General features: G+C 64.5%; 20 protein-coding genes. 5 read left to right on the top strand and 15 right to left on the bottom strand.

Annotation, left to right across the window (positions count from 1 at the left end; translation table 11 throughout):
• Positions 1 to 32 precede the first annotated feature (32 nt).
• Positions 33 to 1,307 carry a Glu/Leu/Phe/Val dehydrogenase gene (locus tag Q0X18_RS01410; RefSeq protein WP_297557559.1) on the bottom strand — a complete coding sequence of 425 codons (1,275 nt, stop codon included), beginning with the start codon at positions 1,305 to 1,307 and terminating at the stop codon, positions 33 to 35.
• A gap of 195 nt (positions 1,308 to 1,502) precedes the next feature.
• Here Q0X18_RS01410 and Q0X18_RS01405 point away from each other — a divergent pair, with 195 nt between their 5' ends.
• Positions 1,503 to 1,871 (top strand): acyl-CoA thioesterase, encoded by a 369-nt coding sequence (locus tag Q0X18_RS01405; protein WP_297557557.1) that lies wholly within the window; start codon positions 1,503 to 1,505, stop codon positions 1,869 to 1,871.
• On the opposite strand, the gene Q0X18_RS01400 is transcribed toward Q0X18_RS01405, so the two are convergent.
• The 13 genes from Q0X18_RS01400 to Q0X18_RS01340 all read right to left on the bottom strand — a co-directional run bounded on the left by Q0X18_RS01400 (position 1,863) and on the right by Q0X18_RS01340 (position 13,986).
• Positions 1,863 to 2,435 carry a haloacid dehalogenase type II gene (locus tag Q0X18_RS01400; protein WP_297557554.1) on the bottom strand — a complete coding sequence of 191 codons (573 nt, stop codon included), beginning with the start codon at positions 2,433 to 2,435 and terminating at the stop codon, positions 1,863 to 1,865. The genes Q0X18_RS01405 and Q0X18_RS01400 overlap by 9 nt on opposite strands.
• A 3-nt stretch (positions 2,436 to 2,438) precedes the next feature.
• Positions 2,439 to 3,377, bottom strand: a complete 939-nt coding sequence (locus Q0X18_RS01395) for a transposase (RefSeq protein ID WP_297557551.1) — start codon at positions 3,375 to 3,377, stop codon at positions 2,439 to 2,441.
• Between the two features lie 214 nt (positions 3,378 to 3,591).
• Positions 3,592 to 4,731 (bottom strand): cytochrome P450, encoded by a 1,140-nt coding sequence (locus Q0X18_RS01390; RefSeq protein WP_297557548.1) that lies wholly within the window; start codon positions 4,729 to 4,731, stop codon positions 3,592 to 3,594.
• Positions 4,721 to 6,076 (bottom strand): NAD(P)/FAD-dependent oxidoreductase, encoded by a 1,356-nt coding sequence (locus Q0X18_RS01385; RefSeq protein ID WP_297557546.1) that lies wholly within the window; start codon positions 6,074 to 6,076, stop codon positions 4,721 to 4,723. The genes Q0X18_RS01390 and Q0X18_RS01385 overlap by 11 nt, the downstream gene beginning before the upstream one ends.
• Complete coding sequence (locus tag Q0X18_RS01380) at positions 6,073 to 7,161, bottom strand: glycosyltransferase family 2 protein (RefSeq protein ID WP_297557544.1); 1,089 nt, start codon at positions 7,159 to 7,161, stop codon at positions 6,073 to 6,075. The genes Q0X18_RS01385 and Q0X18_RS01380 overlap by 4 nt, the downstream gene beginning before the upstream one ends.
• A 4-nt stretch (positions 7,162 to 7,165) precedes the next feature.
• Positions 7,166 to 7,855, bottom strand: a complete 690-nt coding sequence (locus Q0X18_RS01375; RefSeq protein ID WP_297557541.1) for a 1-acyl-sn-glycerol-3-phosphate acyltransferase — start codon at positions 7,853 to 7,855, stop codon at positions 7,166 to 7,168.
• On the bottom strand, positions 7,852 to 9,015 hold the full coding sequence (locus Q0X18_RS01370; RefSeq protein ID WP_297557538.1) for a carotenoid biosynthesis protein: 1,164 nt from the start codon (positions 9,013 to 9,015) through the stop codon (positions 7,852 to 7,854). The genes Q0X18_RS01375 and Q0X18_RS01370 overlap by 4 nt, the downstream gene beginning before the upstream one ends.
• 2 nt (positions 9,016 to 9,017) lie before the next feature.
• Positions 9,018 to 10,211, bottom strand: coding sequence for a lycopene cyclase family protein (locus Q0X18_RS01365; RefSeq protein ID WP_297557535.1), 1,194 nt, complete (start codon positions 10,209 to 10,211; stop codon positions 9,018 to 9,020).
• A 120-nt stretch (positions 10,212 to 10,331) separates the two neighbouring features.
• Positions 10,332 to 11,864: an NAD(P)/FAD-dependent oxidoreductase gene (locus tag Q0X18_RS01360; RefSeq protein WP_297557532.1), complete on the bottom strand. Its 1,533-nt coding sequence runs from the start codon at positions 11,862 to 11,864 to the stop codon at positions 10,332 to 10,334.
• A gap of 41 nt (positions 11,865 to 11,905) precedes the next feature.
• Entirely contained in the window at positions 11,906 to 12,175 is a 270-nt protein-coding gene (locus tag Q0X18_RS01355) for a type II toxin-antitoxin system RelE/ParE family toxin (RefSeq protein WP_297557529.1), read from the bottom strand.
• Positions 12,159 to 12,371: a TraY domain-containing protein gene (locus tag Q0X18_RS01350; protein ID WP_297557527.1), complete on the bottom strand. Its 213-nt coding sequence runs from the start codon at positions 12,369 to 12,371 to the stop codon at positions 12,159 to 12,161. Before Q0X18_RS01350 ends, Q0X18_RS01355 begins: the two co-directional genes overlap by 17 nt.
• Before the next feature lie 69 nt (positions 12,372 to 12,440).
• Positions 12,441 to 13,268, bottom strand: a complete 828-nt coding sequence (locus Q0X18_RS01345; RefSeq protein WP_297557524.1) for a phytoene/squalene synthase family protein — start codon at positions 13,266 to 13,268, stop codon at positions 12,441 to 12,443.
• A 40-nt stretch (positions 13,269 to 13,308) separates the two neighbouring features.
• Positions 13,309 to 13,986, bottom strand: a complete 678-nt coding sequence (locus tag Q0X18_RS01340; RefSeq protein ID WP_297557522.1) for a class I SAM-dependent methyltransferase — start codon at positions 13,984 to 13,986, stop codon at positions 13,309 to 13,311.
• 116 nt (positions 13,987 to 14,102) lie between these two features.
• On the opposite strand from Q0X18_RS01340, the gene Q0X18_RS01335 reads away from it, so the two are divergent.
• The 4 genes from Q0X18_RS01335 to Q0X18_RS01320 all read left to right on the top strand — a co-directional run bounded on the left by Q0X18_RS01335 (position 14,103) and on the right by Q0X18_RS01320 (position 16,863).
• Complete coding sequence (locus Q0X18_RS01335; RefSeq protein WP_297557520.1) at positions 14,103 to 14,984, top strand: MerR family transcriptional regulator; 882 nt, start codon at positions 14,103 to 14,105, stop codon at positions 14,982 to 14,984.
• 61 nt (positions 14,985 to 15,045) lie between these two features.
• On the top strand, positions 15,046 to 15,636 hold the full coding sequence (locus tag Q0X18_RS01330) for a Crp/Fnr family transcriptional regulator (RefSeq protein WP_297557518.1): 591 nt from the start codon (positions 15,046 to 15,048) through the stop codon (positions 15,634 to 15,636).
• 7 nt (positions 15,637 to 15,643) lie between these two features.
• Positions 15,644 to 16,543, top strand: a complete 900-nt coding sequence (locus tag Q0X18_RS01325) for a complex I NDUFA9 subunit family protein (protein WP_297557515.1) — start codon at positions 15,644 to 15,646, stop codon at positions 16,541 to 16,543.
• Between the two features lie 44 nt (positions 16,544 to 16,587).
• Positions 16,588 to 16,863, top strand: a complete 276-nt coding sequence (locus tag Q0X18_RS01320; RefSeq protein ID WP_297557512.1) for a hypothetical protein — start codon at positions 16,588 to 16,590, stop codon at positions 16,861 to 16,863.
• 2 nt (positions 16,864 to 16,865) lie between these two features.
• Here the strand turns inward: Q0X18_RS01320 and Q0X18_RS01315 are convergent, their stop codons facing one another.
• A complete protein-coding gene (locus tag Q0X18_RS01315) occupies positions 16,866 to 17,813 on the bottom strand; it encodes a glycosyltransferase family 4 protein (protein WP_297557510.1) in 948 nt (315 codons plus the stop codon).
• Positions 17,814 to 17,886 lie beyond the last annotated feature (73 nt).

Genomic DNA, 17,886 nt, shown 5'->3' with positions numbered 1-17,886 from the left:
CGAAAACGGATAGGTGGTTGGCAAAGAACTCTTTATGGATACACGCCCCGCAGGCGGGTGGCCTCGTTGATGCGCTCGAGGGCCAGGGCATAAGCACCGGCCCGCAGGTCGCCCTGGAGGGGCTTCGCCCGCTCGAGCACCGCCTGCAAGCTCTGGTGGATAAACTCACGGAGTTTTTGTTGTACCTCTGCTTCCTCGAAGAAGAGCATGGAGAGATCCTGTACCCACTCGAGGTACGAGAGCACCAGACCCCCGCCGTTGGCAAGGATGTCGGGCACCACCTGAACACCTTGCAGCTTGAGCAGGTACTCGGCCTCGGGGGTGATGGCCCCGTTGGCCCCCTCGATCACCACCTCGGCGGCAATTTGCCGGGCATTGTGCTCGTGAATCACGCCCTCGATGGCCGCGGGAACCAGGTAGTTGACCTTGAGCGTGAGCAGCTCGTGGTTGGTGATGAATTTGGCCTCGGGGAAGCCCTCGAGATGGCCGTTCTGGGCGTAGTGTTGCTCGAGGGCCGCCACGTCCAGCCCCTCGGGGTTGTACACCCCACCCCGGCTGGTGGAGACCGCCACCACCTTCAGCCCCTCCTTGACCGCATACCGGGCCACCGCACTCCCTACCTGCCCAAAACCCTGAATGGCCACGCTGGCCCCGGCTACCGGCCAGCCCCTGACCTTGGCCAGGTCGGCCAGGGTGTATACCAGGCCCTGCCCGCCGCCCTCGTCCCGCACGGCCACCCCACCAAGCTGGGTGGGCTTGCCGGTCACGGCGCTGAGAGTGGTCTGGCCGCGGGTCATGGTGAAAGTGTCCTGGAACCAGGCCATCACGGTGGCGTTGGTGCCCACATCGGGGGCCAGTACGTCTTCGTCCGGCCCGATGAGCTCGATAAGCTCGGTCACATAACGGCGCGAAAGGCGCTCGAGCTCCCGCCTCGATAGCTTGGCGGGCTCCACTGCCACACCCCCGGCCGAGCCGCCAAAAGGCAGGCCAAACACTGCCGACTTCAGGGTCATCCAGGCGGCCATGCCGCAGGTCTGGCCTAACCCCACCTCGGGGTGGTAGCGCACCCCCCCGAGCGCGGGCCCGCGGGCGATGTTGTGAATGACCCGGTAGGCCGTAAAGTTGCGCACCCCTCCGTCATCCATGACCACCGGTAGCGAGACGCCCACCATCCGCTTGGGGTGGGTCAGGTACTGGATGGTGGCGGGATGAATCTTGGCTACCTGGATGGTGGTCTCGAGGCGGCGTAAAAAACTATCCCACAGGCTCGAGTCTCCAGGGGGGCGGTAGGCGTTTCTGAGTGGCATTACGAAACCTCCGTTTTGTGGGGCCAGTGTTGCACAGGTGGTCTGGACGTTTGCCCCTATCGCGGTTCTCTAGCTTTCAGACATCGCAAGTTTTTCGAAAACCGCTGTTTTTTCAACGCCTAAGAGTATACCCGTTCCGAGGAGTTCATCGTACGGCCGGGCCTGGGGGGCCGAATCTGGTATAAGGTTGGTGCTATGAGTGAAGCCCGCACCCTTGAACTGGTTTTCCCCGAACACGCCAACCCTGGTGGCAACGCCTTTGGTGGTTTTGTCCTGGGCCTGATGGACAAAGTGGGCTCCTATGCGGCCATTCGCCGTGCTCGCAAACGCTGTGTGACGGTGCGGGTGGGCGAGGTGGTATTCGAGGTGCCCATCAAGGTAGGCGACCTGCTGGAAGTGGTGGCCAAAGTCGTGCGGGTCGGTCGCACCTCGCTAACGGTTGAGGTGGAGGTGTACCGCGAGAACCTGCGCGAGCCCAAGGTGCTGGCCACTAAAGGCAACCTGACCTATGTGGCCGTTGACGAGCAGGGCAGACCAACCCCCGTGGATACGGCATCAGAGTAGGAGGGACTCGAGTTCCTCGAGGTTCCCCACCATCCAGTCGGGCTCGGGGGCATGGGTCTCGGGCGCCGCAGCCGTGCGGTTGCACCAGGCAACCCTGAAACCAAATGCCTTGGCCCCGGCCACATCCCAGCCGTTGGACGAAACAAAAACAATCTCTGCGGGGCTTGCGAAAAAGGCCCGGACAGCCAGGTCGTAGGCTTTTGGGTGGGGCTTGTAGGTTTTGACGCTCTCGACGCTAAGGATTTGGCTGAAATAGCCTTCCAGGCGGTTGTGGTGTAGCAGTTTACTCAGCATCTCCTCGGTTCCATTGGACAGAATGGCCAGCGGAAAGCGTCCGGAGAGGCGTCGCAGCACCGGAGGCACCTCGGGGTAGGGTTCCAGGGCCAGGTAGCTTTCCAGCAATTGCGCTTGGTGATCGGCGCTCAGGGGCAAAACCAAGGCACTGCAGGAATGGTGCAGGGCCTTGCGGGTGACCGTCCAGAAATCCTGGTACTGTCCCATCAAGGACAACAGCCAGGTGTACTCGAGCTGCTTCCTGCGCCACAGCTCACTCAAGTTACGCAAGACTCAAGCAGCGGTGTCCAGGAAGGCGATGAGGTCATCTCGATTGAGGGTCAACTTGCGAGAAATGAGCCTGCGACGGAGTACAAAGACTCCAGAACGGGTCTGAAGCTTGAGCCTTTGGAGGTAGTGGTAGGCCAATAGGCCGAAGGTCAGGTGGTGGCTGTAGGTGTTGATGTTGCGTTGTTGTACCCCCTGCCAGCCACACTCCTGCTTGAGCACTCGGAAAACCTCCTCGATCTCAGCCCGTATCTTGTAGAGCTTTTTGACGGTCTTCCACTCCAGTGAGGTATCGCTGGTGGCATAGAACTTACTACCCCTGCGAAAAACCTTGACCTCGATTCCGCCTTTGAGCTTGCCGATGGTGTGCCAGTGGGGGTGACGACAGCGGGTCTTGAGCTGCTTGCCATCCAGATAGCGATTCTTCCTAAGCCGGGTGACAAAGTGCCATCCCAAACGTATCACCGTCTTGAGGACTTTCTGGCTGGCATACCAGGCATCAAACAAGGTGTACTTCGGAGTTAGACCCCATTCCTTGGCTTGCCCGAGTAACTCAACCGCTAGATCGTGCTTGCTCTTGCCTTTGGTGTAGGGCAGAAAAGCCAGTGGGATGGTCTTCTTTCCATCACTCCAGCACAACAAGACTACACTCAACCCCAAGATGAATCCACCCGTTTTGGTGTCCAGCAGCTTGCAGATGCCTTCTATCCCGAGGGTGTGTTTCTCCAAGATGGTGTCATCTAGGAGCAAGTATCCCCCCTCTAAACCCAACTTGTTGACCAAGTCTTGGTACAACGAGCACACCTTACTGTCTTTGAGTGTTCGTTGGAACCAATCGTGGGAGATTGATTCGCTATCGAAGCCGTCTGCTAAACCGCTACAACTTTGGTTATCTACTGACACCAGCATCGCTTCCAAGTACGTCGCCAACGGGGTTATACTCATCTTGGGGTCTCCTGTTGCACCAGAAGACCCCTATTCTATCGCCTTTTTTCTTCCTTGCGTAACTTGAGAGCTCAGAGAGTGCAGCTCCTCGACCCGGATAGATGACTTCGCAGACCTTGCTCAAACCCTGCACATCGAACAGGGTTGCATATGCATCGAAGACCACTGCACTGGGCATGCTTAAGGGTAACAAAAAAGGTACTTGCAAGAAGCGTTACTCCACTGCCCGCAGCCACAGCGCACCCCTGGGGGCCAGGGTTAGGCCGGGTTTGGGCTGGGGGTCGCCTTGCAGGGGCTCGAGCGGCCCAAAGAGCGAAAGGGCCACCCCCAGCACCATCTGGGCAAAGTGCATCCCCAAACAGATGCGCTCCCCCCCACCAAAAGGCAGATACCCCCAGGCTGGAATGCGGCCCTCGAAGCGCGCCGGGTCAAACACCAGGGGGTTCTGCCACAGGTCGGGGTGGCGGTGGGTCAGGTAGGGGCTGTAAAGCGCCAGCACACCTCGGGGGATGAGGACTCCCTCGAACTCGAGGGCCCGCGCCACCCGGCGGCTCCCGATAAAGCCCGGCGGGTACAGGCGCAGGGTCTCCTTGACGAGCAGGGGATGCCCCGCCGGGTGATGCCAGTCGGGGTAGCAGGCCGCGTGCCACAGGGCCCAGGCCAGGGTGTGGGCGGTGGTGTCGTAGCCGGCCGCCAGCCCGATCAGGACTTCTTCCAACGGCAGATGGGCGGCCAGCCCCAAACCCCGCGCCTGCATCTCCCCTATTCGGCGGCGCATCCGGGCAAAAAGCAGGGGCCGCGGCCACAGGGGAGCAGGAAAGGGCTGTTTGAGCGGTGCCAGGAACCGGGCCAGCTCGGCCCTGGGAAACTGCCCCTCAAAGTAGGCCACATTGAGGCTGGTCTGGGCCACCTCCGAGGCCCAGCGGCTGGCCTCGAACACGCCCTGGGGGCGGATTTCTTGCAAGGCCGTGCGGATACGGGCCTCGAGCCCCCCCAGGGCCCTGGCGTGGAAATGGGGGTTGAGTTCCTGGCGCTTGACTCTGTGTGCGGGGGCATCGGTGGTGATGATGCCGCCGTTCAGGTAGGGCACCAGGCTGGAAAAGCTGCCTTTGGAACGAAAGGTTTCCAGGTCGCCAAGCAGCCGCCGGTTCCACTCGGGGCTGTACCCCACCACCGCCGGACGGCCCAGGCCCAGGGCAAAGATGGGCCCCAGGGCCGCCCCTTCCTCGAGCAAGGCCAGTGGCTCCCCTGCCCAGCGCGGCAGGTGGGCAAAAGGCCCCCAGGGATGGCCTTTGGGTTGGGGCAGCCCGCGCAGCCCGGCCTTCCCGGTTGAAACGCGGCCCTTAAGGCTCACGCCCACCTCCCCCAAGCGTTCTATCCAGGAGCCAGCCTGCCCCGTTCCAGCCCGAAAGCATGGAGAGCGGCACACCCCCGCCAGGGTGAACCGTTCCGCCCACCTGCGCGAAATTGCGCAGACCCGCCACCCCCCAGCCAGGCCGCAAGGCCCCCAGCAGGCCATGCGGCACCCGCCCGTACAAAGCCCCACGGTAGGCGGTCAGGCTGTAGTCCTGGGGGCTCATGGCCCGCCAGGCCGCAATGGGCAGGGGGTGCACCCGGGCGAGCTTGTCCAGCAGTAGCCGGGCGTAGTCCTCGGCTTCTGGGGGCTCTGTTTGGCCCATCGGGGGTGCGTTCACCAGCAAGAAGGCAGTCTCGCCGTCGGTATGCAGGTACAGGGTGGGGTCTTGCGGCCAGCGTCCGGCGGCGATCATCTGCCACTCGGCCCGGTAGTCCGACGAAAAATAGATGTGGTGGCCCAGCGGTACCGCCTCGGCCAGCTTAAGTAGCAGCGCAAAGCCCGAGACCCCCAGGGCATAGCCCGGCAGGGGCAGGCCCAGCCACTTTAGGGTGAAGTGCCGGTCGGCAGCCGAGATATACAGGTCGGCGCGGTGCCAGCCCTGGTCGGTTTGCAGCGCGCCCACGCGGCCCGGCAAGCGTTGCATCTGCAATACCCTGTGCCCAAAGGCAAACTGCACACCCTGGGCTAGGGCCAGCCGGAAGAGGCTATCGGCCAGGGCTCGCATCCCCCCGGCCAGGTGAAACACGCCCAGCCCCAGCTCCACCCAGGCGATGTTGTGCAGCACCGCCGGGGCCCGGTAGGGGTTGGCCCCTAAGTAGGTAGCAAAGCGCAGGAAAAAGGGGGTCAGGTAGGGGCCGGACTGCACCAGGGCCGCCAGCGAGCGGGTGGGGTGGGCCTTCAGGCCGTCGCGCAGGGCGTAGCGCAGCAGTTGGGCCAGGTGCGGGGGAGTCCCTTCGATGAAGGTGTCCCGGGCCCCTTCGTACATCGTGCGGGCCACCTGCAGCAAGCGCCGGTAATGCCGGGCTTCCTGCACCGAGAGTTGGCTTAGGGTGGCCTCCAGATCCAGTTCGGGCGCGAACACCCGCCCGTCGGGCCAGGTGTAGCGGGTGAGGGGCGAGACCGGCTTAAGTTCGGGCAGTGTAGCCCCAAACGCTTCGAAGATGCGGCGGGGAATCTCGGGCAGGGTGAGGACAGTGGGGCCGGTGGGCACCCCTTCCCAGCCGATGGCCTTGCCACCCGGTTGGTCAAACTGCTCGAAGACGGTGACCTCGAGGCCCGCCTTTCTTAGCCGCAGCGCCGCCGCCAGCCCCGCAAAACCCGCTCCTATCACAATGGCCTTCATCGGCTATATTCTCGCCCTTTCCAGGTATATTTTCGTTGTGCAGAGCGCAAATAGATGGGCGTGCTGAGCAAGGGCGCCATCGGCACCAGCACCAACTCCCACCACGCCCGCCTGGTTTTGAGGCCCAGCAGCAGGCGCTCCAAAAGCCCCAGCACCCCCACCCAAAGCCACAGCGGACTGAACAGGGCCAGCGGCCAGCACAGGGTATAGGCCAGCAGATGCCCCATGTACGAGAGGGCCAGAACCACCCGGCTGCGCCCGTGAAACTCGATCAGGTTCTTGCCCAGGCCCTCCACAATCTCGGCAAAACTCCGGTACATCCGCACCGCCACCAGGCCGCCCCCCAGGGCCAGGGCCAGGCGCTGCCCCGCAGCCTTGGTTTTTTGCGCCAGGCGCACGTCCTCCAGCACCTCCCCCCGCACCGCAGCGTGTCCCCCCGAGGCCAGATAGGCCAGCCGGGTAAAGGCCATCACCTGCCCGTTGGCCGCCGACGCCAAAGGAAAGGGGGTTCGGAGGAGGGGGTAGGGCAGGTAGCACAGGAGCACATCGTCAATCAGGGGCAGAATCACCCGTTCGGCCAGGCTGTGGGTCATCTGGCGCGGATACACCGAGACCAGCCCGGCCCGCTCGCGCTCCATACGGGCCAGCACCGCCCGCACCCCGCGCTTGCGCCAGTGCACATCGGCATCGGTGAAGATGAGCACCTCGCCCTGGGCCGCCTGGGCCAGTTGGTAGCAGGCCCAGGTCTTGCCCATCCAGCCCTCGGGTTTGGGCAGGCCCGCAAGCAAGCGCACGCGGGCATCCTGGCGGCTATATTCCTCGACCACCTGGGCGGTCGCGTCGGTGGAATGGTCGTCCAGCACCAGAATTTCCTGCACCCCCTGCAGCAGCAGGCCCGGCAGGGTTTCCCGCAGGTTGTGGGCCTCGTTGCGAGCCGGCACCAAGAGCGAGACCGTGGGGCGCGGCCCGCGCAGTTTCTCCCGCTTCAAAACCGGGAAAAAGAGCATGTTCAGTAGCAGTACCAGAAGCTTGAGGCCCAGCCAGGCCAGCACCCCATACCAGAGCACCTCGAGGATAGATACCATACGACTACGGAGCGCCTTTACGCCCGGCCAGCCCGATCAGTTTACCCAGCGCCGCCCCCCAGGCCGCCATGCGTTCGTGGGTGCTCTTGCGCCCGGCCAGCCGCAGTTCGAAACCCGGCAGCGGTTCCTCGGCGGGGGCGGTGCGGATCTGGTCGTCGAGCTCGGCCAGCATCCGCTCCAGTTGCTCGCGCAGCAGCTTCAAATCGGGTTCTATGGGCGCACCAAAGACCAGATAGGCCTCGGCCAGCTCGTGCCCGCGCAGCACCACCCTCGAGGCCACCGGCACCACCGGCACCCCCGCCCGCTCGGCGAACCAGACCACCCCCCGGTTCAGCCCGCCCAGCGGCCCCGGCGGGCGCAGCTCACCCTCGGGGAAGATGATCAGCGCCTCCCCCCGCCCAAGGGCAGCCAGCGCCTCCCTGGGCTTGCTGGCCGAGACCGTATCGAGACGGCGAAAGAAAGCAAACTCCCGCAAGCGGCGCTCCCCCACCACAATTTTGAAAGGCCGCCCAGCCCCCCAGAACAAGACGGGCAGCAGATAGCCATCCCACCAGGAGTGGTGGTTACCGGCCAGCACACAGGCCTGCCCCGGCAGGGCCCCCCGCACCCACACCCCCCGCAGGCCCCGCTGCACCGTGCGGCGAAACAGGGCCTTGAAGGCCAGGCTCAGCAATCGTTCCCAGGGACGCATCATGTCTGCCCTCTAGACCGTTTCAGGCCGCCACGCCCCCCAAGAGGCAGGTATTCCAGCCACGCCAGCCCGTTCATGGCCAGGCCACAAAGCAGCGCCGCCGGCCACAGGCCCAGCAGGGCCATTCCCACAGGTAAAAACAGGGCCTCGAGCCGGTAGGCCCAGGCAAAAGCGCCGTCCTGGTGCAGGCGGGGCCCCAGCCGTCCGTACATCCAGGAGATGGCATAACCCACCGCAAACCAGGCCAGGTAGTTCTGGATGGGCGCGCCGTACCACAGGGGGTTGGGGTCTTGCCAGGCCCAGTAACCCTGGGCGGTCATCAGGGCCTCGAGCCCTAAGTCCCAGGCCACCACCAGCAAGCCGGTGCGCCAGGGCCGCCCCCCCGCCAGCACATGGGCCGAGAGCACCAGGGCAAACCAGCCCAGCGGCACGATCAGGGGCACGCCCCCAATGGTGGGCTGCGGTGCACCCCGGTAGCTGTAAAGCCCAAAGGGAAAGCCGGTCTGGCTGCCCAGCAACTCCACCCCCAGCCCCAGCACAAAAGCCAGCACCGCCAGCAGCACAATTCGCACCCCCACCCGCCCCCAGCCCCAGAGCAGGGCCGCCAGGCTGATGAGCAGCATCTGCACCAGGCTGATGAGGGGAAAGCCCTCCGGCCAGAGCGGCACCGGGATGCGCACCAGCACCGCCAGGGCCAGCAGCGCCATCCAGGGTTGCAGGTGCCGCCGGAGCCCACCAAGCCGGGCCCGGGCTTCGGGCTGGGCAGCAAGCCAGAGGGCCTGGGCGGTGGCCGTGGCCGCCAGCACCGCCCAGACCCCCAGCGCAGGGGATTGGTAGAACAGCCAGCCCACCCCGCCCGCCAGCAGCGCGGCGGCCCCGCCTGCAACCAGCCAAACCCTGCGGCCTGCCCAGAGCAGATCGCCGCCCCACACCGCCAGTAAGGCCAGCACACAACCCCACCCGGCCAGCGCAGCCCCCAGCAGCCCGCCCCACCCCAGCACCAGCAGCACCGCACCCAGCAGGGCCAGGCCCATACCCCAAAGCCCGCCCAGCCCGCGCAGCCAGACCGGGCCTGCCGCCGCAGCGAACCCCGCGCGCCGTGCCCAGAAGAGCCCAACAGCCGCGAGCAAAACAGCCAACAACGTGGTTATCAGCAAGTCCACCGCTACCCTCGCCTGGGCTCCATTCGGCCCGACTTCGTCAGGGGCCAGCGCGACCTTCCCACCGCCAGCGTAGCCCTCAGAAACGCCGGAATATCCACACTGGACATAATCTGCAAATCTTCCAGCAGGCTGGTTTCTTCGTCCAGAAAGCGCAGCACCCGCTGGGGGGGGTTTTTGCGGAACAGGTCGCTGAAAACCTGTTTACCCGGACTACGGCGGTGCGCCAGCACGTTCAGGAGCACGCTGTCCATGTAGGCGTGCCGGTTGAAGGCCGGCTCTGGGAAGAAGGGCTGGCCGGTCTGGGCAAGGGCTTCGGCAATGCGGCGCGACTGCTGCTGGATGCGCCGGAAGGTGTAGCCGGTAGAGGCCTTGGTACAGCCTCCGGCGGTGCCGATATTCATGACGTGGGGGCTTGGCCGGCGGGCAAAGGGCGCGTCGGTCATGGGGATGACGCCGAACTCGGTCTCGAGCACCTCGTACTGCGCCAGGCCCAGCGGGCCCTCGAGGTAGGCCCGCAGCCCGGCATCGTAGGCGTCCGGGGGCAGCAGCTCGGGCGAGAAGAGGGTGTACTCCACCAGCGCCGTCCGGGCATCGAAGGGCAGGACATAGGCAAAACGCACCGCGCCCTCCTGGGGAACCCGAAAGTCCATAAAGGTCGCGGCCCCGGTATCGAAGGCCGGCCGGGGGGTTCGCACCACCCAGCCCTTGAAGTGCTGCAACAGGTAGTGGTAGCCGGGTTGCCGGGGCGCGGGCTGGTACAGGCTGCTAAAGGCCCAGCGGCCCACGAACACCTGCCCACCCGCCTCGACCCGCACCCCTTGCGGGGCCTCCTCGAGGCGGGTGACTTCCCCGTAGTGCAGGCGGATGTTGGGCTGCTCTGCCATCCAGCGGTGCATGAAGTTATAAAAATCCAGGCCGCGGATCATCTTGTAGGCATAGGGCGCGATCTCGAGCCGCTCCGAGAGGCCTTCCCCATAAAACCAGATGCGATCCCACCGGCGGAAGACCACCGGCTCGAAGGGGCCCTCCCCCACCTCCCAGAAGCACCAGGTGCGGTCGTTGAGGGTTTTGGGGGCCCGCTCGAGCAGCAGGATGCGCTTGTCCTGCAGGCCCGCCTGCACCAGATGGTAGGCCAGGCTCAGGCCCGCCGCCCCGGCCCCAACAATGATGTAGTCGTAGTCGTAAGCCGCGTTCACCTGGTAACAGGCTACGCCGCCACGCCCAACCCTGGCTAGCCAGGGTTACAAAGCGGACACACACAACCCTCACCGTGCATCCTTCTAATGCGCTATATACACGGCAGAGGCCTGTAAAACTTATACCCGGTTGCGGCTCAAGTCCCCGAGCAACACCCTTGCGGCATTCCGCCCGCTCGCGCCCATGATGCCCCCGCCGGGATGGGTGCTGGCCCCGGTCAGGTAGAGGCCTTTTAGCCCCGGAAACCTGTACTCGTGGGCCCCCAGCCAGGGACGGAACATGAACATCTGGTCGGGGGTCATCTCGAGGTGCATCACATTCCCCGCCGGCATGGCAAACTCCTGCTCGAGCCAGAGCGGGGTCTGCACCAGTTCGGCCACAATCTTGCGGCGAATATCCGGGTCGAAGCGCTCGAAGCTCCGAATCACCCCCTCCCGGGCCTCCATGGCGCGGGTTTCCCACGTCCCCGAGGCCAGCTTATGGGGGTAGTACTGCGCCCACAGCCACAGGGTCTCGCCCCCCGGTGGGGCCAGGGTCTCGTCCACTGCGCTGAAGCTCATGGCGATGAGCGGGGGGTCGCGGGTGGGCTCGCCCGCCAGGTAGTCGCCGTAGGCCCGGCTGAGTTGCAGCTCGTCGGTGATGAGGAGGCCCAGGCCGATACGGGCCTCGGGGCCGGGGTGGGTCTGGTAGCGGAGCTTCTCCGAGAGCCCCAGCCGCAGCACCAGGCCGAAGCCGTTGCCCACCCGCAGCCCTCTGGCTACCTCGGGGGTCTGGTCGGCGGGCAGCATGGCCAGGGTTTTCTGGATGTGCGCCCCGGCCACCACCGCTCGAGCGCCCACGCTTTGTCCGTCCTCCAGGCGCAGGCCCACCGCCCGCCGGCCCTCGAGCACAATCCCGGCCACCGGGCTATCCAGGTGCACCTTCCCCCCTTTGGCTTCTATCGCGCGCACCAGCGCCAGCGAGAGCCCCCCGGAGCCCCCCCGGGGCCGGGCCACCCCGCCCACGTGGTAGAGCGGGTGCCACAGCAAAAAGGGCGAGGACAACGGGTCGGAGGGCGGCGGCCCGGACTGCGCGGCCATCCAGACCAGGGGGGCTCGCACCCGCTCCTCGCTGAAGTATTCCCGCGCCACATCGCCGTAAGGCCGCAAGATCTGCGGCAGGCGCTTCTGCCACTCGCGCCCGAACCCGGCCCCCCAGATCATCTTGCGCCCCAGGTTGAGCGGGCTGGGCGAGGCCAGGAAGGCTTCTTTGACGGCCTGGGCAAAGGGCAGCCAGTCGCGCATGAAGCGGCGGTAGGCCTGGCCCTGGCCTGGGTAGCGCTCGTCCAGCTCGGCGGCGGTGCGCTCGGGGTCGCGCCAGACGAACCAGCTTTCGCGCGCATCCGAAGCGTGAAAAAGGGGGTCGAGCTCGAGGTACTCCAGCCCGTACTTGTGCAGTTCCAGCTCGTCCACAATGGGCGTCAGGCGGATCAGAATGTGCGCGCTGCCCCCCAGGTCGAAGCGGAAGCCCTCGTAATCAATGGTCGAGACCGCCCCGCCCGGCACCCTGCGCCGCTCGAAGACCCCCACCCTGTACCCGGCCTGAGCCAGATACGCCGCCGTTACCAGGGCGTTGTGCCCCGCCCCCACCACCGCCACATCGAAGTCCGGCATCTCGGGCGCATGATACCGCAGACTGCCTGCATGAAAACCTTTCAGCGGTAGACATCCCGCCGATGCCCAATCCGCAAGACCAGCACAGTGACCCTCTGATCCTGGATATGGCAGATCAGGCGATAATCCCCTACCCGGTACTTCCAAAACCGGCCCAGCTCCGGCCCGTGCAAGGCCTCCCCAATGCTACGCGGATCATCCAACCAGGCCACCCGCTCGCGCAAAAACCGTACGATGCGGCGCGCTACCTCACGATCTAGCTTCGTCAGTTCTCTCTCGGCCCGTGGGTCGAACTCAATCCTGTAGCCCAAGGCGGCGCTCCACTTCGTCTAGGGAGATGCCGGGAAGGTTCTGCTCGAGCCGTTCCAGGGCCAGGTAGTAGTCCTCGAGGTCATCGAGGTGCTCGAGGATGGCCTGGCGCACGTAATAGCTCTTACTGCGCCCGGTTTTCCGAGCAAGCGCCTCGAGGCGTTCCTCTATCTCCTTGGGCAGCCGAATAGCCAGCATTGCTATACAAGTATAGCACCGGGCTCCGGGGACTTCGGGCCCCAACCCAGTGCAAAACCAAAACTGGTATCAGGCCCCGCGCAGCCAGATGGCCTTGGGCAGGAGCATCACCCGCTCGTAGGCGGAAAGCGAGGCCCGGCGCGAGAGGTTGTCCCAGCCGTTCATCTCGAGCTTATCCAGAATTCCCTGGTACTGCAAAGCGGCCAGGGCCACCGCCCCGCGCCCGGTTTTCAGATGCTTGAGGCCAGCCAGCCCCTCGCGGTAGAGCCGGCGGGCCTCCTGGGCCAATTCCCGCATCAGCGCAATGTAGCGCGGGCTAATATGGCCCTGGCGCAGATCCTCGAGGGACACCTCGTATTTGCGCATCAGCTCGGCGGGCAGATACACCCGGCCCAGGGCCAGGTCTTCGCCCACGTCGCGCAGGCAGTTGGTAAGCTGCATGGCCTGGCCCAGCTTGATGGCCGCGTCCCGCCCGGCCTCCCCGGCCCCGCCTATGGGCGCAATCATCAGCCCCACGGTGCCGGCCACCCGGTAGCAATAGGTGTACAGCTCCTCCAGGGTGTTTAGCCGCACCGGGTACAGGTCGGCCAGGAAGCCCTCTTTCATATCGGCAAAGGCCTGTTTGGGAATCTCCCAGCGCGCCAGAGCCCAGGCCAGGGCCGCTTCCCAGTCTTCCCTGGGAACCCCGGCATAGGCCCGCTCGATGCCCGCCCACCATTCGTTCAGGTCGGCCCAGGGGTTGGCCGACTCGTCCACGGCGTCGTCCCCGATACGGCAGGCCGCATACACAGCCCAGGCCCCCTTGCGGGCCTCGCCCCAGAACAGCAGGCTACCGTAGTAGAAGGTGGCCGAGTGGCGGCGGATAATGGCCGATACAGCCTGCCAATTAGGTTCCATACACATCTCCTGGAGCAGCATCCTCAAAAACAACGTTTGGCTAAGAATGCACCGAGCCTTGCATTGTAATCTTTGTCCCCGCCACAAATCCTACCGACCCCTCCCGCCAGCCGTCTACCTCGAAACCACTTTTAGTGAGTGAATCCATAAGCTCTGAGAGGGTGGGAAAGCGCAGGCCCGCTCCTTCCAACAGGCGCTGCAGAGGGCTTTGCGAACGGTGGCTGAACATGACCCAGAGCCGCCCGTCTGGTTTCAGCACCCTGTACAGTTCGTGTATAACCTGCTCGGGGTCGGGGAACTCGTTCCAGCTACCCCCCACCACCACCCCATCCACCGAAGCCTGGGGCAGTGGGATGGCCTCGGCCCTGGCCAGCAAGGGTACGAAACCGGGGTGTCCTCTGGCTTTCTGAAGGGCTACCTTCAGCATGGCCGGCGATAGATCGAGGGCGTAGACCCTGGCGGCACCCGCCTCGAGCAAAGCTCTGGCGTACAGGCCGGTGGAGGTACCCAGATCCAGAAAAACCTGCCCTGCCACTGGCTGCACCCGCTTTAGCATGAGCGAGAGCTCCTCTTCCAGGGGAAAGGGTCGGCCGGATAGCAGCGTGAGGGCCCGCCGGCGCCAAACTTCATAACCCAGGGCGGTAAGGGGCCACAGGTTGGTACGGGCTGCCAGCGTAAGCGGGGCTTTGGGGCGTTGGTCTGGGAAGTTTCCGTGCATCGAAGACCTCAGATTTGGATAAATTCCTAAAGTTAGACAGAGATTGGACATAAATCCACGCAAAGCCTTGACATAAGTTATACAGTAAGCTATCTTAGTTTTCAACGGGTTTGCGTATGCGAAACGATCTTGGGGTTTACACCATTGCCGAAGTGGAAGAGCGCACCGGGCTTTCTAGCGCACTGCTGCGGCAGTGGGAGCGTCGGTATGGGTTCCCCCGGCCCGAGCGCTCACCGGGTGGACACAGGTTGTACAGCCAGACCGACCTCGAGGCCCTACGCCACATCAAAAAGTGGATCGCCGAGGGAGTTGCCCCAGCGCAGGCCGTGCGGCGCTACCTCGAGGGCCTGACCCAGGAAGGCCCCCGTCCTCCCGAGGCCCTTTCGCTCGAGCTCGAAGAGGCCCTGCTACGGGCCGACACCGAAGCCGCCGAGCGGGTGCTCTCAGAGGCTTACAAGCTGCACCCCATGGAAACTGTGGTGATGGAGGTGATTTCGCCCTGCCTGCGCCGCATCGGCGACGGCTGGCATCTGGGCCGCGTGACCACTGCGCAGGAACACTTAGCCAGCACCTACCTGCGGGGCACCCTGCAGGGCCTGCTCAACCTGATGGGCGGGGCGCTGGGGCCCACCCTGGTGGTCTCCACCCTGCCCGGCGAGCAGCACGAGATTGGAAGCCTGATCACCGCGCTGTTCCTGCGCCGGGCCGGCTACACCGTACACTACCTGGGGCCCAACACCCCCCTGGCCGACCTTCAATCCTTCGCCGAACGCACCGGGGCTAGGGCCGTGGTGCTCTCGGCAGTGCAGCCCATTTCCCTGGAGTCGCTGCCACACGAGGCCCTGCGCCACCTGGCCCCTGTGGTGGTGGTGGGGGGGCGGGCCGCAGCCAACGACCCCCGCCTGGTGGAGCGGCTGGGCGCACGCTACATGGGCAACGACCCCCGCGAGCTGGCCGATAGGCTTTCACACACCTTGAAGGAGCTGGGCTTGTGGTAAGCAGGAATTCGATTTGGGGTTCATCCGGGCTGAAGCGCAAGATTGGGAACAAGGAGGCCGTATGAAAAAGGTACGTAGGAAAGAAGTGATCTACCGGGCGGGCGACCGTGCAGATGCAATTTATCACCTCGAGCGCGGACTGGTGCGCATTGTCGAGATTCTGCCTGATGGCCGCCAGCTCACTCTGCGGCACGTGCTGCCCGGCGACTATTTCGGCGAGGAGGCCCTCTCCGAGCGGCAGTACCGGTACACCGCCGAAGCCCTCACCGACGCAGCGGCTTTCGCCGTTGACCCAAAGACCCTTTCTGGCGACGATTTGCGGGCCCTGGCCGCCAGCCTGGCCAGCCAGATGGCCCAGGTGCAGGCCTACGAAACCCACCTGCAATGGGGTGAACTCCGTAGCCGCATCTGCCGCTATCTGCTTTACCTGGCCGCTACCGCCGCTCAGGGGCAGGACGAGCGCGGAACCTATGTCACCGCCAGCCACGAAGAGATTGCCGACGCTACCGCTTCTACCCGCGAGTCGGTGAGCAAACTGCTCTCCGACCTGCGCCACGAAGGCATCCTGGATACCGGCTATCGCAAAATCTACCTGGTAGACCGCAAAACCCTAGAGCTGGAAGCTGAAAGCCGGATGCTGCAAGCGGTCTGAGGTAGCGATGAAGGTACTGATTGTCGGCGGCAGCGGCTATGTGGGCACCCACATGGCGCGGCACCTGCTGGAGCAGGGCCACCAGGTCACGGTGGCCTCGAGGCGGGGGTCGGGGCCCCTCGAGGGCGTGCGTTACGTGGTGGCCGACGCGACCAGGAACGAGGGTCTGCTCGAGGCCGCCCAGGGCCAGGAAGCGCTCATTTACCTGGTGGGCATCATCCGCGAGCGCGGCGACCAGACCTTCCAGCAAGCCCACGTGGATGGGGTGCGGCACAGCCTGGCAGCCGCCAAAGCAGCCGGAATTGCCCGCTTCGTGCACATGTCCGCGCTGGGCGCCGCCCGCGGCACCGGCAGCCGCTACTACGAGACCAAAGCCGAGGGCGAGGAACTGGTTCAGGCCTCGGGGCTCGACTGGACCATCCTGCGCCCTAGCCTAATTTTTGGCCGGGGCGACGAGTTTTTTGGGGGGGTACTGAAGGGCCTGGTCACCGCCCCCATCCCCTTCATCCCCCTGATTGGCGATGGCCACTTTGTCTTTCGGCCCATCTGGGTGGGGGATGTGGCCGCGGCCTTCGAGCAAGCCCTGAACCGCCCCAACACCATTCACCGCAGCTACAACCTGGTAGGGCCCAAGGAATATACCTTCCGCGAGCTGCTGCTCCTGGTTCGCGACACCCTGGGCTCCCGCAAACCCCTACTCCCCATCCCGCTGACCCTGATGGACTGGGTGGTTCCCCTCATCTCGCCCCTGCCCTTCAGCCCCATCACCCGCGACCAGTACCTCCAGCTCAAGATGGGCAATACCGCCGATCCAGTGCATATGCGCAATGCCTTTAGCCTGGAAGAACGCCCGCTCGAGGTGGAGCTACCCAGCATCCTCTCAGCTAAACGGTTGGTCGGTGCTTAATCTGGAATACTGTTGAAAAACTCAGGGGAGTCTAACCTGGGGGCGTGACGGATTCCGATCAGGCTTACCTGCTCAAGATGAACCTGCCCACCGATCCACTCAAACGCTTCGAGGAGGCCCCCCCAAAAAGCCGCGAAGCCTTGCTAAAGCTATGGGCTGGCTTAGCACCCCGCGTGCGCGCCACCGACCCCGCACGCTACTTTGCCGTGCAAGAGGCGCTCGAGCTCGATATACCCTTCGCGGTGCTTGTACTGTACGTGTTTCGCGAGTGCCGCCGAGCCCTGGAAGATAGCCCCACCCAGGAGCGTCTCGCTGAGTAAACCTACAGCGAGCCCAGACGGTATGCCCCCCAGAACAACATAGCCGCCAGCAGCGCACTCAAAACAAGCCCAATCCCAACACCCACCTTAACCACCACCAGGCCCACCAGTACCAACACTCCGCTCACCAGCCAGACCACCGCCACGGTTTTGGCCGGGTTCTGCAAATAAAGCTGGTCGAGCCGGTCGTAGGTGTGATCCCGATCCCCATCGAAGATGGGCTTGCCCCGCCGCCAGCGCCGGATAATGCCCGCCGCGGTGTCGTACAGAGGGAAGCCCACCATCACCAGTGCAGCTAGGAAGGTGGCCCAGCCCTGGGTTGCAGCCATCAGCAATAGCATGGCCAGCAGATAGCCGATGGACAGGCTGCCGCTATCGCCCATAAAGGTTTTGGCCTTGGGGTAGTTCCAGTACAGAAACCCCAGCAGGCTTGCAGCCAAAATTACGGCCAGCCCTGCTCCAGCAGTAGTTGACCAAAGCAAGGCGGCCAGCCCCGCCGCCGAGATAAGGGCATTGCCGGCAGCCAGACCATTCATACCGTCGATTAGGTTGACCGCATTGGACATGAGCAGCACCAGCACCACTGCTAGCCCCAGTCCCAGCCCGCCCAAAACGCCCCAGAAGTGCATACCCAGCGCAAACCCCGCCACCAGCTCGGCCAGCAGACGTAGCCGGGGAGAAAGGCTAAAGCGGTCGTCCAGGCCGCCCGTCAGGGCAATAATCAACAGCCCCAACAGCGCCCAGCCCGATAGGGCCTGAGTGAAATAACCCCAAAGCAGCACAGCGGCCACTATCCCCACCCCACCAAAGCGTGGGGTAGGCAGCGTATGAATCTTGATGACTCCCGGCCGGTCTACAATACCCAGGCGCCGGGCCAGCGGCATGGATAGCCCCACCAGCACAACAGTCGTCAGTGTTACCAGCAAAGCCAACAACAGTTCATTTAGCATACACACCCTTCCACCGTCTGCATCAGACGCATTTGCTGCCCCTCAGCATAGGGGCTTTGTGCAGCATGGCCTG

The organism is Meiothermus sp. (genome assembly GCF_026004075.1).
In the GTDB taxonomy this organism is placed as follows: domain Bacteria; phylum Deinococcota; class Deinococci; order Deinococcales; family Thermaceae; genus Meiothermus.
This window is presented reverse-complemented; position numbering and strand designations above follow the sequence as displayed.